Origin of the sequence: Bacillus sp. B1(2022), assembly GCF_040259625.1 — a bacterium.
Classification (GTDB): domain Bacteria; phylum Bacillota; class Bacilli; order Bacillales; family Bacillaceae; genus Bacillus; species Bacillus velezensis.
Genome location: NZ_JANIFO010000016.1, coordinates 24,319 through 38,287, shown reverse-complemented (window position 1 = coordinate 38,287; position 13,969 = coordinate 24,319). Strand labels below are relative to the sequence as shown.

Below are 13,969 nucleotides of genomic sequence, written 5' to 3'. Positions count from 1 at the left end.
ATTATTTTCCTCCTTCCTCAGTTTTCTTCTTAGTAGGAAGAACCTCTCCACGATAGATCCAGACTTTTACACCAAGCTTACCGTAAGTTGTGTCAGCTTCAGATGTTGCATAGTCGATGTCAGCACGTAAAGTGTGCAATGGAACAGTTCCTTCACTGTAGTATTCAGAACGAGCAATGTCAGCTCCGCCAAGACGGCCGGAAACCATTGTTTTCACACCTTGTGCTCCAGCACGCATAGTGCGTTGGATTTGTTGTTTCTGCGCACGGCGGAAAGAAATACGGTTTTCTAGTTGACGAGCGATGTTGTCAGCTACAAGCTGAGCATCAAGATCTGCTCTTTTGATTTCAAGAATGTTAATGTGTACACGCTTGCCAGTAAGGCTGTTAAGGGCTTTACGAAGTGCTTCAACTTCAGATCCGCCTTTACCGATTACCATACCAGGCTTAGCAGTGTGGATCGTAATGTTAACGCGGTTTGCTGCGCGCTCGATTTCTACTTTAGAAACAGAAGCGTCAGAAAGGCGTTTGCTAATGAATTCACGAATTTTTAAATCTTCGTGCAGGAAGTCAGCGTAATCTTTACCAGCGTACCACTTAGATTCCCAATCACGAATGACTCCGATACGAAGACCGACTGGATTTACCTTTTGACCCACTACTTATCCCTCCTTCTTTTCTGATACAACGATTGTAATGTGGCTCGTACGTTTGTTGATTTGGCTCGCACGTCCCATAGCACGCGGGCGGAATCTTTTTAACGTTGGGCCTTCGTCAACAAATGCCTGAGAAATAACCAGATTGTTAGCGTCCATCTCGTAGTTGTGCTCAGCATTTGCGATAGCAGATTTTAAAACTTTTTCGATGATCGGAGAAGCAGCTCTCGGAGTTAAGTTCAGGATAGATACTGCTTCGCCTACTTGCTTACCTCGAATCAGGTCCATTACTAGACGTGCTTTACGAGGAGCAATACGGACTGTTCTTGCAACAGCTTTAGCTTGCATTTAAAAGCCTCCTCTCTTAGCGTCTTGTTTTTTTATCGTCACTGGCGTGGCCTTTGTAAGTACGAGTCGGTGCGAATTCGCCCAACTTGTGGCCTACCATGTCTTCAGAAATGAATACAGGCACGTGTTTACGTCCGTCATATACTGCGATAGTGTGACCGATAAATTGTGGGAAAATAGTTGAACGGCGAGACCAAGTTTTTACAACTTGTTTCTTGTCCGTTTCATTTAATTTCTCGATTTTTGTCATCAAGTGTCCATCGACAAATGGTCCTTTTTTCAAGCTGCGAGCCATTTTGGAACCTCCCTTCGTGATTGCACTACGGTCCGAAATGAACCGTAGACAACCCCGTTATTTATTTTTACGACGACGTACGATAAATTTATCAGATTTGTTCTTTTTCTTACGTGTCTTGAATCCAAGAGTCGGTTTGCCCCAAGGAGACATTGGTGATTTACGTCCGATTGGCGCGCGACCTTCACCACCACCGTGCGGGTGATCGTTAGGGTTCATTACAGAACCGCGGACTGTAGGGCGGATGCCTTTCCAGCGAGAGCGTCCTGCTTTACCAACGTTGATAAGTTCGTGCTGCTCGTTACCTACTTGACCGATAGAAGCGCGGCAAGCAGAAAGGATCATGCGAACTTCACCAGAGTTAAGACGTACAAGAACGTATTTGCCTTCTTTACCAAGAACCTGAGCAGATGTACCAGCTGAACGTACAAGCTGTCCGCCTTTACCAGGTTTTAATTCAATGTTATGCACAACTGTACCAACAGGAATGTTGATAAGCGGAAGTGCGTTACCTACTTTGATGTCAGCTTCAGGGCCGGACATGATTTCAGTACCTACTTGAATTCCTTTTGGTGCAAGAATGTAACGTTTTTCTCCGTCTACATAGTTGATTAGTGCAATGTTAGCTGAACGGTTTGGATCGTACTCAACTGTAGCAACGCGTCCAGGTATACCATCTTTATCGCGTTTGAAGTCGATAACACGGTATTGGCGTTTGTGTCCGCCACCTTGGTGACGTACAGTCAATTTACCTTGGTTGTTACGTCCGCCTTTTTTGTGAAGGGGCGCAAGCAAGGATTTTTCCGGCTGGTCAGTCGTGATTTCAGCAAAATCTGAAGTTGTCATGCCACGACGTCCGTTAGAGGTCGGTTTATACTTTTTAATCGCCATTTTGAATTTCCCTCCTTCTTTTTACAGATAATTAAGCTTCAAAAATTTCGATTTCTTTGCTGTCTGCAGTAAGTTTTACGATCGCTTTTCTGCGACGGCTAGTCATACCAGTGTAGCGGCCGACACGTTTTGATTTCCCTTTGTAGTTCATGATGTTGACTTTGTCAACTTTCACTCCAAAGATACTTTCAACTGCATCTTTCACTTCTGTTTTGTTAGCTCTTACATCAACTTCAAAAGTATATTTTTTTTCAGTCATTAAATCAGCAGAACGTTCAGTAATGACGGGGCGCTTAAGAACATCACGAGGATCTTTCATTATGCAAGCACCTCCTCTACTTTTTCAACCGCAGCTTTTGTAATCAGAAGCTTCTCGTGGTTGACAACGTCTAACACGTTGATTCCGTTAGCTTGAACAACTGTAACTCCAGGGATGTTGCGTGCAGAAAGAGATACTGCTTCGTTTGCATCCGCAGTTACGATTAAAGCTTTTTTCTCAACAGATAATCCTTTAAGGATAGCTGCCATTTCTTTTGTTTTAACCGTATCAAGAGTAAGATCTTCAAGAACAATAATGTTGTTGTCGTTCACTTTAGAAGACAATACTGATTTGATTGCCAAGCGGCGAACTTTTTTAGGTAATTTGTAAGAATAGCTGCGTGGTGTTGGGCCGAATACGACACCACCTCCGCGCCATTGCGGTGAACGGATTGAACCTTGACGGGCACGACCTGTACCTTTTTGACGCCATGGTTTGCGACCTCCGCCGCGTACTTCAGAACGATTTTTTACTTTGTGAGATCCTTGACGTAAGGAAGCTCTTTGCATAAGAATAGCGTCGAATACTACGCTCTCATTTGGCTCAATTCCAAATACAGACGCGTTTAATTCGATATCACCAGCAGTAGAACCGTTTTGGTTGTATAATGCTACTTTTGGCATGATCAATTTCCTCCTTTCCTAAGAGACTTATTTAGATTTAACAGCACTTTTAACAGTGATTAAAGTTTTTCTCGCACCAGGTACGTTACCTTTAATCAAAAGAAGATTGCGCTCAGCATCTACTTTTACGATTTCAAGGTTTTGGACAGTGATTTGATCTCCGCCCATGCGTCCAGGTAATAGTTTACCTTTGAATACACGGTTAGGATCTACAGGTCCCATTGAACCAGGACGACGGTGGTAGCGTGAACCGTGAGACATAGGTCCGCGAGATTGTCCGTGGCGCTTGATTGCACCTTGGAAACCTTTACCTTTAGATACTCCTGTTACATCTACGATTTCTCCTGCAGAGAAAATTTCAACCTTGACTTCCTGACCAATTTCATACGCATCCATATCCACGCCGCGTAATTCTTTAACGAAGCGCTTAGGAGCAGTTTCCGCTTTTGCAACGTGTCCTTTTTCCGGTTTGTTTGAAAGCTTTTCACGCTTATCGTCAAAACCAAGCTGGATCGCTTCATAGCCATCATTTTCAGCTGTTTTCTTTTGAAGAACAACGTTTGGAGCTGCTTCAATAACAGTTACCGGGATAAGATCACCGTTCTCTGCGAATACTTGCGTCATACCAATTTTTCTTCCTAAGATTCCTTTGGTCATTCGTCACACCTCCTATTAAGATCATTCTATATTTTAGAATTAAAGTTTGATTTCGATATCGACACCAGATGGTAAGTCTAATCGCATGAGAGCATCAACAGTTTGTGGTGTTGGGTTCACAATATCGATTAAACGTTTATGTGTACGCATTTCAAATTGCTCACGAGAATCTTTGTATTTGTGCACCGCACGAAGGATTGTGTAAACTGATTTTTCAGTTGGCAACGGAATCGGACCAGATACGCTGGCACCAGAACGTTTTGCCGTTTCAACAATCTTCTCTGCAGATTGATCAAGGATTCTATGATCATATGCTTTTAAACGAATACGAATTTTTTGTTTTGCCATTATTTTCCCTCCTTTTCGCCTACATCACGTTAGACAGTTCTCCGTGAGAAAAACCTGATCACCTTGCCATGGCAAAGCGGCCGGGTGTGTCAGCAACCTCTCACTTCATCGCAGTCAAAGACCAACATACACTATTATACAGAAAATAGACGCATGTTGCAAGGTTTATTTAAAGAACCTTGTGGTTTTCACACTTTGATTATTATACAGGTGATACCATGATTAATCAAGGATATGCCTGTTTTCTTTCAGAGATGGAACGATGCGAACCGGCTGACAACTTCGGCAAAGCGATCCGGTTCCTCCAAGTGAGGCGAATGGGCTGAGTTCTCAAACCAATGCCATTCTTTATACGGCGCATCAACCTTCTGATAATATTCATAAGACGTCGTCCCCGGGACCGTCAAATCGTATCTCCCTGACATAAAACAGCACGGTATTATAATAGAAGAAACTGATTCTCCGGCATCAAAGAAAATGAGATCCTCCCACAGGTGTTTCAGGCTGAACATTTGTCCCCGCGCGGCTAAGAAACTCCCTCTCACACCGTACGGTTCACCAAACAGCATTCGCCCCCCTGCTTTAAGAGCACCGATCGGATGATGGGTAAAGCCCCCTCCCCTCATCTCGATACAAAGCAGAAACAACGTTCGCTGCAGCTGTTTCTCCCATGGAGGCGCTCCGATAAAGCTCAGCGTCTTTTCCAGCAGGAAATGTTTGCGTTGCCTGCTCCATTCCATCATCAGCCGGTAAGCTTCCGTTTCTTCCTTTTGAATATTAACCACCTGACTGATACCGATATACGCATAATACAAATCAGGCCTCTCTTGAAGAACATGAAGCGCCAGAACTGAACCCCACGAATAGCCGGCGATATATATTTTTTGCCTGCTGAATTGCTTGCATAGGCGTTCGGTCAAATGAATGGTATCGGCTGTCAGCTGATCCAAGGTCATAGATGAACCCGGAATTTCCTTTGAATAAGAGAGACCCGCCCCTCTCTGATCCCAGTTCACAACGGTGAAATGCTTTTCCAGCTTATTCTGGTATTTTCTCGCATAGCCGATTTGAGGCGTGCCGGGACCGCCGTGCAAAAACAAAAGCAGCGGATTACTCCTGTCATCACCATTAATCATAATGGTTTGTTCACTGCCATTAATCAGCAATTGCTGAAGCATTGAAATACGATTGGTTTTCTTGAAGTTATCGTTCATCGCTCTGCTCCTAAAATTTGTATACGTTCTATTATACATGGAATCAGCGGGGAAACAAAAAAACGAGGCCCCATAAGGGACCCCGCATTAATGAACGAGTCGATTACTCAGTGATTGTAGAAACAACGCCTGAACCAACTGTACGTCCGCCTTCACGAATAGAGAAACGAGTTCCTTCTTCGATAGCGATTGTAGAGATAAGTTCAACGATCATTTCAGTGTTATCTCCAGGCATAACCATTTCTACGCCTTCTGGAAGATTGATGATACCAGTTACGTCAGTTGTACGGAAGTAGAACTGAGGACGGTAGTTAGAGAAGAATGGAGTATGACGTCCACCCTCTTCTTTAGAAAGAACGTAAACTTCAGCTTTGAATTTGCTGTGTGGAGTGATTGTACCTGGTTTAGCAAGTACTTGTCCACGTTGGATGTCTTCACGAGCTACACCGCGAAGAAGTGCACCGATGTTGTCTCCAGCTTCAGCATAGTCAAGAAGCTTACGGAACATTTCAACACCTGTAACAGTTGTTTTGCTGTTTTCTTCTTGAAGACCGATGATTTCAACTTCGTCACCGACTTTAACTTGTCCGCGTTCTACACGGCCAGTAGCAACTGTACCACGACCAGTGATTGAGAATACGTCCTCAACTGGCATCATGAATGGTTTGTCAGTGTCGCGTTCTGGAGTTGGGATGTACTCGTCAACTGCAGCCATAAGTTCAAGAATTTTTTCTTCGTACTCAGCGTCACCTTCAAGAGCTTTAAGAGCAGAACCTTTAACAACTGGTACATCATCACCAGGGAAGTCGTATTCGCTAAGAAGATCGCGAACTTCCATTTCAACAAGCTCAAGAAGCTCTTCGTCGTCTACCATGTCGCATTTGTTAAGGAATACTACGATGTATGGTACACCAACGTTTTTAGAAAGAAGGATGTGCTCACGAGTTTGTGGCATTGGGCCATCAGCAGCAGATACTACAAGGATAGCTCCGTCCATTTGCGCAGCACCAGTGATCATGTTTTTAACATAGTCAGCGTGTCCTGGGCAGTCAACGTGTGCATAGTGACGAGTGTCAGTTTCGTACTCAACGTGTGCAGTAGAGATTGTGATACCGCGCTCACGTTCTTCTGGAGCACCATCAATTTGATCGTACGCCATAGCTGTACCTTTACCAGATTTCTTATGAAGTACTGTTGAGATAGCAGCAGTTAATGTTGTTTTACCATGGTCAACGTGTCCAATTGTACCGATATTGGCATGTGATTTGGAACGGTCGAATTTTTCTTTAGCCATTCTAAAATCCTCCTTAAGAGCTTTTAATTAGTAATGTATAGAGTGATAGAAAGTGAAAGCAAGCTTTCACTTCCTCATCTTACAATAGTAGTTATACTTGAGTTAAGTGGCAAAATCAATTATTCGCCTTTATTTTTTTTGATAATTTCTTCAGCGATGCTCTTCGGCACTTCTTCGTAGTGATCCATGAACATTGTGAACGTACCGCGTCCTTGCGTGTTAGAACGAAGGGCAGTAGCGTAACCGAACATTTCAGCAAGAGGTACCATCGCACGCACAACTTGAGCGTTACCGCGAGCTTCCATACCTTCTACGCGTCCGCGACGAGAAGTAACATCACCCATGATGTCTCCCATGTATTCTTCAGGAATAACAACTTCAACTTTCATGATTGGTTCAAGAAGAACTGGGTTACATTTGCTGACTGCATTTTTCAATGCCATAGAAGCAGCGACTTTAAACGCCATTTCGTTTGAGTCAACATCATGGTAAGATCCATCAAAAAGTTTCGCCTTGATGTCGATTAGCGGGAATCCGGCTAGGACACCATTTTCAAGAGAGTCTTCAAGACCTGCTTGTACGGCTGGGATGTATTCACGAGGAACAACACCACCGACGATTGCGTTTTCGAATTCAAAGCCAGCGCCTTCTTCGTTCGGTTCAAATTCGATCCAAACGTGACCGAACTGACCGCGTCCGCCTGATTGACGTACGAATTTACCTTCAACTTTTGCACCGGTACGGAATGTCTCACGGTACGCAACTTGAGGAGCACCAACGTTAGCTTCAACTTTGAACTCACGCTTCATACGATCAACAATGATATCAAGGTGAAGCTCACCCATACCAGAGATGATTGTTTGACCCGTTTCAGGGTTTGTTTGTGTACGGAATGTAGGATCTTCTTCAGCAAGTTTCGCTAAAGCGATACCCATTTTATCTTGGTCAGCTTTTGATTTAGGCTCAATCGCTACGTCGATAACAGGCTCTGGGAATTCCATTGATTCAAGGATTACAAGATCCTTCTCATCACATAGAGTATCTCCAGTAGAAGTATCTTTTAGACCTACAGCAGCTGCGATGTCTCCAGCGTAAACAGTAGAGATCTCTTCACGGCTGTTAGCGTGCATTTGAAGGATACGTCCTACGCGCTCACGCTTGCCTTTTGTAGAGTTCTTTACATATGAACCGGAATCAAGTGTACCGGAATATACGCGGAAGAATGTCAGCTTACCGACATAAGGGTCAGTCATAACTTTAAATGCAAGTGCAGAGAACGGCTCTTCATCAGAAGAATGACGAACGATCTCTTCATCTGTGTCAGGACGTACACCTTTGATTGCAGCAACATCAGTTGGCGCAGGAAGGTAGTCAAGAACAGCATCAAGTACAAGCTGAACACCTTTGTTTTTGAAAGCAGAACCAACAAGTACAGGGTAGAATTCAACATTCAGTGTACCTTTACGGATAGCAGCTTTCAGTTCAGGGATAGTGATTTCTTCACCTTCAAGGTACTTTTCCATAAGCTCTTCATCAAGCTCAGCTACAGCTTCAATCAAACTGCTGCGAAGCTCTTCAGCTTGCTCTTTGTACTCTTCAGGGATTTCTTTCGCATCTGAACGAGTTCCAAGGTCATCTTCGTAGAAATACGCAACGTTTTCTACTAAGTCAATGATACCTTCGAAGTTGTCTTCAGCGCCGATCGGCAATTGAATTGCGTGAGCGTTAGCTTGAAGACGGTCTCTTAAAGTGCCTACAGAGTAAAGGAAGTCTGCGCCGATTTTGTCCATTTTGTTGACAAATACAACGCGCGGCACTCCGTAAGTTGTTGCTTGGCGCCATACTGTTTCTGTCTGAGGCTCAACACCTGATTGAGCATCAAGTACGGCAACCGCACCATCAAGTACACGGAGTGAACGTTCAACTTCAACTGTGAAGTCTACGTGTCCCGGTGTATCGATGATGTTTACACGGTAACCTTTCCACTGTGCAGTCGTTGCTGCAGAAGTGATTGTGATACCGCGTTCTTGTTCCTGCTCCATCCAGTCCATTTGCGAAGCACCTTCGTGAGTTTCGCCAATTTTGTGGATACGGCCTGTGTAGAACAAGATCCGTTCTGTAGTAGTCGTTTTACCGGCATCGATGTGAGCCATGATCCCGATATTACGAGTTTTTTCTAAGGAGAACTCTCTTGCCATTGGGTAATTTCTCCTTCCTTATTAGGGAATTATTATTTTGATTATATGAATCCTACCAGCGGTAGTGAGCAAATGCTTTGTTCGCTTCTGCCATCTTGTGAGTGTCTTCACGTTTCTTAACGGCAGCACCAGTGTTGTTAGCTGCATCAAGAATTTCGTTAGCCAGGCGCTCTTCCATTGTTTTTTCTCCGCGAAGACGCGCATAGTTAACCAACCAGCGAAGACCAAGAGTTGTACGGCGTTCAGGACGAACTTCTACAGGCACTTGGTAGTTAGCTCCACCTACACGGCGTGCTTTTACTTCAAGTACAGGCATGATGTTTTTCAATGCTTGTTCGAAAACCTCCATTGCATCATTGCCAGTGCGTTCTTTAATGATATCGAATGACTTGTATAGGATTGTTTGAGATTTACCTTTTTTACCGTCGATCATCATTTTGTTGATCAGGCGGGATACCAGCTTAGAGTTGTAAAGCGGATCAGGTAAAACATCTCTTTTTGCTACAGGACCTTTACGTGGCATCTGAATATCCTCCCTTCATAGTTTTAATGATTTATTTGATTACTTTGCTTTAGGACGTTTCGTACCGTATTTAGAACGGCCTTGCGCACGGTTTTCAACTCCGGCAGTATCAAGCGCGCCACGAACGATGTGGTAGCGTACCCCCGGTAAGTCTTTTACACGTCCGCCGCGGATCAGTACAACGCTGTGCTCTTGCAGGTTGTGACCGATACCAGGAATGTAGGCAGTAACCTCGATTCCGTTAGTCAAACGAACACGAGCATATTTACGAAGTGCTGAGTTCGGTTTTTTCGGTGTCATTGTACCCACACGAGTACATACCCCGCGTTTTTGTGGAGAAGATACGTTAGTGTGCTCTTTTTTAAAGCTGTTGTATCCTTTGTTTAGTGCAGGTGACTTAGAGTTTTCAACTTTGCTCACGCGTCCCTTGCGAATTAGCTGATTAATTGTAGGCATGTTGTGTTCCTCCCTTCATTACGTTTTATAACCCACATACCCAGGTGGTTCATCATTAGGCAAAAAACAATGTCTTTACACAAGATTGATATCTTATATAAAAACAAAAAGTACGCTATAACATAATGGCAACAGCTGCTGCTCCCACTTCAATTCCGCAGGCTTTGCCGAGCTTTTTCATGGAATCCACCATACAGACAGCGGTATTTTGGTTCTTTGCAAGCTGGATAACGCCAGCTGTAAGAACTGAATCCGCGTCTTTTGCCACGACGACTTCCTTCACTGAACCTCGTTTTAGAGCTTTCACTGTTTGCTTCGTACCAATAATAATTGATTTGGCCTGTGATACTTTATCATAAGACATAAACATATCCTCCAAAGTAACAGGTTTTATTTCGAGCACCTTGGTTATATTATCACTCTGCGGGACGGATGTCAACAACGTATGACATTTTTTAGTGCAGTCCACCGCCAGAATAATTGTAATACTGAGGAAAAGCTGTCGAAACAGCCTTTCCTGCAGCAGTTTCTATTATTCAGCCGGAACCATATCTTCCGAAGGCTGAACGTTTGAAACAGGTTTTACTTTTCTGTAATTCATCATACCGGTACCGGCCGGAACCAGCTTACCGATGATAACATTCTCTTTCAGGCCGAGAAGTTCATCGCGCTTGCCTTTAATCGCAGCATCTGTAAGAACGCGTGTTGTTTCTTGGAATGATGCGGCAGACAAGAATGAATCCGTCTCGAGTGAAGCTTTTGTGATACCGAGAAGGACAGGACGGCCTGTAGCAGGTCGATTGCCTTCAAGCAGCACTTTTTTGTTCGCTTCTGTGAATTGGTGAATATCAAGCAATGTGCCAGGGAGAACATCAGTATCTCCGGCATCGATCACACGGACTTTGCGAAGCATCTGGCGAACCATTACTTCTACGTGTTTATCGCCGATTTCAACCCCCTGCATACGGTAAACTTTCTGAACCTCATGCAGAAGATATTCCTGAACCGTTGTCAGGTCAGTGACTTTAAGAAGTTCTTTCGGATCGATTGAACCTTCTGTCAGCACTTGACCGCGGGTAATCTGATCACCCTCAGCCACTTTCAGGCGTGAGTTGTAAGGTGCCGTGTATGAACGTGTCTCAACAGCGCCCTGAACAACAATCTCCTGCTGTTTGTCGCGGACTTCATTGATTTCGGCAATTGTACCGTCAATCTCAGAAATCGTCGCTTGACCTTTCGGATTACGCGCTTCGAAAAGCTCTTGGATACGCGGAAGACCTTGTGTGATATCGTCTCCGGCAACCCCGCCTGTGTGGAACGTACGCATTGTTAACTGTGTTCCAGGCTCACCGATAGATTGAGCGGCGATAATACCTACTGCTTCGCCGACTTCAACATCAGTTCCGGTTGCAAGGTTACGTCCGTAGCATCGTTTACATACACCATGAGGAGTGTTACATGTGAACGCAGAACGGATCCACACTTCTTCGATTCCGGCTTCAACGATTTCCAGCGCTTTATCTTCATCGATCAATTCATTTTCGTTAATGAGCACAGCACCCGTTTCAGGATGTTTGATCTGTTTTCTGGCGAAACGTCCGATCAGACGCTCTTCCAGACGCTCGATGATTTCCGTGCCTTCTTTGAGCGGTTTTGCAAGAATACCGCGGTCTGTTCCGCAATCTGTTTCACGAATGATAACATCCTGCGCAACATCAACAAGACGGCGTGTAAGGTAACCTGAGTCAGCTGTTTTCAGGGCGGTATCGGCAAGACCTTTACGCGCACCGTGAGTGGAGATAAAGTACTCCAATACTGTCAGACCTTCACGGAAACTTGATTTAATCGGCAATTCAATGATTCGTCCAGCCGGGTTGGCCATCAGACCGCGCATACCCGCAAGCTGTGTAAAGTTAGATGCGTTACCACGGGCTCCTGAGTCACTCATCATGTAGATCGGGTTGACTTCGTCTAATGATTTCATCAGTTTGCCTTGGATAACATCTTTCGCTGAACTCCAAATTGAAATGACTCTTTCATAACGTTCTTCTTCGGTGATTAAACCGCGTCTGAACTGTTTCAGGACATTATCAACTTTGCTTTGTGCTTCTTCTAGGATTTCCTGTTTGTCATCGAGAACGACGATATCAGAAACCCCTACTGTGATGCCGGCTTTCGTTGAATATCTGAAACCGAGGTTTTTCATGCGGTCAAGCATTTTAGACGTTTCCGTGATATGGAATCGTTTAAAGATTTCCGCGATGATTTTACCGAGAATGCCTTTTTTAAACGGTGCGTTGATCGGCTGCTCAGCAATCACAGCTTTTACGTCAGCACCTTTATCTAAGAAGAAACGGTCAGGTGTCTTCTCTTCAATGTTGCTCTTCGTTGGTTCATTCATGTAAGGGAATGATTCCGGAAGAATTTCATTGAAGACGAGCTTACCGACAGTTGTAATTAACAATTTTGAACGCTGTTCTTCAGTAAATGTCACATTCTTAAGGGAGTTCGCTGCAACAGCAACTCTCGTATGAAGGTGAACATAACCGTTTTGATAAGCAAGAAGCGCTTCGTCCGTATTTTTGAAAACCATACCCTCGCCGACTGCTCCGGCGCGCTCAAGCGTCAGGTAGTAGTTTCCTAATACCATATCCTGAGACGGCGTAACAACCGGTTTACCATCTTTAGGGTTCAAGATGTTTTGGGCCGCAAGCATCAGAATACGCGCCTCAGCTTGAGCCTCAGCTGATAAAGGTACGTGAACCGCCATTTGGTCACCGTCAAAGTCAGCGTTATAAGCTGTACATACTAACGGGTGAAGACGGATGGCGCGTCCTTCAACAAGCGTCGGTTCGAAAGCCTGGATACCTAATCTGTGAAGAGTAGGGGCACGGTTCAGTAAGACCGGATGCTCCTTAATGACAGATTCAAGTACATCCCATACTTCAGGCTGCACGCGTTCGATTTTGCGTTTTGCGCTCTTGATATTGTGAGCAAGGCCTTTTTCAACAAGCTCTTTCATGACGAAAGGCTTGAAGAGCTCAAGCGCCATTTCCTTCGGCAAACCGCACTGATACATTTTCAGATGCGGACCTACGACGATAACGGAACGTCCTGAGTAGTCTACACGTTTACCGAGAAGGTTCTGACGGAAACGCCCTTGTTTCCCTTTCAGCATGTGAGAAAGAGATTTAAGCGGACGGTTACCCGGTCCGGTAACCGGACGGCCGCGGCGTCCGTTGTCAATCAGAGCATCGACTGCTTCCTGAAGCATACGTTTTTCGTTCTGAACGATGATGCTTGGCGCGCCGAGGTCTAACAGACGTTTTAAACGGTTATTACGGTTGATGACACGACGGTAAAGGTCGTTCAGGTCAGACGTTGCGAAACGTCCGCCGTCAAGCTGAACCATCGGTCTTAATTCAGGCGGAATAACCGGAAGCACGTCGAGGATCATCCAAGACGGCTTGTTTCCTGAATTACGGAAGGCTTCAAGCACTTCAAGGCGTTTGATCGCACGTGTACGGCGCTGTCCTTGAGAAGTCTTCAGCTCTTCTTTTAACATATCAACTTCTTTGACAAGGTCGATGTCCTGCAGAAGTTTATTAATGGCTTCCGCACCCATAGAGGCTTGGAATTTGTTTCCGTACTTATCCAGATACGCACGGTATTCCTTTTCAGATAAAAGCTGTTTCTTTTCGAGCGGTGTATTGGCCGGGTCAGTTACGACGTAAGAAGCAAAGTAAATAACTTCTTCCAGCGCACGCGGTGACATATCCAATACAAGACCCATACGGCTCGGAATACCTTTGAAATACCAAATGTGAGAAACCGGGGCAGCCAGTTCAATATGCCCCATTCTCTCACGACGGACCTTAGCCCGCGTTACTTCAACTCCGCAACGGTCACAAACTACGCCTTTATAACGAACCCGCTTGTACTTGCCGCAATGACATTCCCAGTCCTTAGTCGGTCCGAAAATGCGTTCGCAGAACAGGCCGTCCTTTTCAGGTTTCAATGTACGATAGTTTATCGTTTCAGGCTTTTTCACTTCACCAAAAGACCATGAACGGATTTTATCCGGTGAAGCAAGACCGATGTTCATATACTCAAAATTGTTCACATCTAGCAAGGGGCCTACCTCCCTT

At 44.8% G+C, this 13,969-nt stretch carries 15 protein-coding genes; all 15 read right to left on the bottom strand.

The window, feature by feature from the left end; all coding sequences use genetic code 11:
- Position 1 precedes the first annotated feature (1 nt).
- The gene (gene rpsC, locus NQS30_RS20290) at positions 2-658 is read right to left on the bottom strand and encodes a 30S ribosomal protein S3 (RefSeq protein WP_003156476.1); all 657 of its coding nucleotides are present in this window, start codon (positions 656-658) and stop codon (positions 2-4) included.
- A 3-nt stretch (positions 659-661) separates the two neighbouring features.
- Positions 662-1,003: a 50S ribosomal protein L22 gene (gene rplV, locus NQS30_RS20285; RefSeq protein ID WP_003156475.1), complete on the bottom strand. Its 342-nt coding sequence runs from the start codon at positions 1,001-1,003 to the stop codon at positions 662-664.
- Positions 1,004-1,019: 16 nt separating this feature from the next.
- Complete coding sequence (gene rpsS, locus NQS30_RS20280) at positions 1,020-1,298, bottom strand: 30S ribosomal protein S19 (RefSeq protein ID WP_003156472.1); 279 nt, start codon at positions 1,296-1,298, stop codon at positions 1,020-1,022.
- A 57-nt stretch (positions 1,299-1,355) separates the two neighbouring features.
- Positions 1,356-2,189, bottom strand: a complete 834-nt coding sequence (gene rplB / locus NQS30_RS20275) for a 50S ribosomal protein L2 (RefSeq protein ID WP_003156470.1) — start codon at positions 2,187-2,189, stop codon at positions 1,356-1,358.
- A gap of 31 nt (positions 2,190-2,220) precedes the next feature.
- Positions 2,221-2,508, bottom strand: a complete 288-nt coding sequence (gene rplW / locus NQS30_RS20270; RefSeq protein WP_003156467.1) for a 50S ribosomal protein L23 — start codon at positions 2,506-2,508, stop codon at positions 2,221-2,223.
- Positions 2,508-3,131, bottom strand: coding sequence for a 50S ribosomal protein L4 (gene rplD, locus NQS30_RS20265; RefSeq protein WP_007615239.1), 624 nt, complete (start codon positions 3,129-3,131; stop codon positions 2,508-2,510). Before rplD ends, rplW begins: the two co-directional genes overlap by 1 nt.
- 27 nt (positions 3,132-3,158) lie before the next feature.
- Positions 3,159-3,788 carry a 50S ribosomal protein L3 gene (rplC, locus tag NQS30_RS20260; RefSeq protein ID WP_007410402.1) on the bottom strand — a complete coding sequence of 210 codons (630 nt, stop codon included), beginning with the start codon at positions 3,786-3,788 and terminating at the stop codon, positions 3,159-3,161.
- 39 nt (positions 3,789-3,827) lie between these two features.
- Complete coding sequence (gene rpsJ, locus NQS30_RS20255; RefSeq protein ID WP_003156464.1) at positions 3,828-4,136, bottom strand: 30S ribosomal protein S10; 309 nt, start codon at positions 4,134-4,136, stop codon at positions 3,828-3,830.
- A gap of 248 nt (positions 4,137-4,384) precedes the next feature.
- Positions 4,385-5,350, bottom strand: a complete 966-nt coding sequence (locus NQS30_RS20250) for an alpha/beta fold hydrolase (protein WP_085341675.1) — start codon at positions 5,348-5,350, stop codon at positions 4,385-4,387.
- 103 nt (positions 5,351-5,453) lie between these two features.
- Positions 5,454-6,644 carry an elongation factor Tu gene (tuf, locus tag NQS30_RS20245; protein ID WP_007410400.1) on the bottom strand — a complete coding sequence of 397 codons (1,191 nt, stop codon included), beginning with the start codon at positions 6,642-6,644 and terminating at the stop codon, positions 5,454-5,456.
- 119 nt (positions 6,645-6,763) lie between these two features.
- Complete coding sequence (fusA, locus tag NQS30_RS20240) at positions 6,764-8,842, bottom strand: elongation factor G (RefSeq protein WP_007410399.1); 2,079 nt, start codon at positions 8,840-8,842, stop codon at positions 6,764-6,766.
- Between the two features lie 52 nt (positions 8,843-8,894).
- Complete coding sequence (gene rpsG, locus NQS30_RS20235; protein WP_003156447.1) at positions 8,895-9,365, bottom strand: 30S ribosomal protein S7; 471 nt, start codon at positions 9,363-9,365, stop codon at positions 8,895-8,897.
- Positions 9,366-9,404: 39 nt separating this feature from the next.
- Entirely contained in the window at positions 9,405-9,821 is a 417-nt protein-coding gene (gene rpsL, locus NQS30_RS20230) for a 30S ribosomal protein S12 (protein ID WP_003156445.1), read from the bottom strand.
- 115 nt (positions 9,822-9,936) lie between these two features.
- A complete protein-coding gene (locus NQS30_RS20225) occupies positions 9,937-10,185 on the bottom strand; it encodes a 50S ribosomal protein L7ae-like protein (protein WP_003156443.1) in 249 nt (82 codons plus the stop codon).
- 168 nt (positions 10,186-10,353) lie between these two features.
- Entirely contained in the window at positions 10,354-13,953 is a 3,600-nt protein-coding gene (gene rpoC, locus NQS30_RS20220) for a DNA-directed RNA polymerase subunit beta' (protein ID WP_007410398.1), read from the bottom strand.
- Between the last annotated feature and the right edge of the window lie 16 nt (positions 13,954-13,969).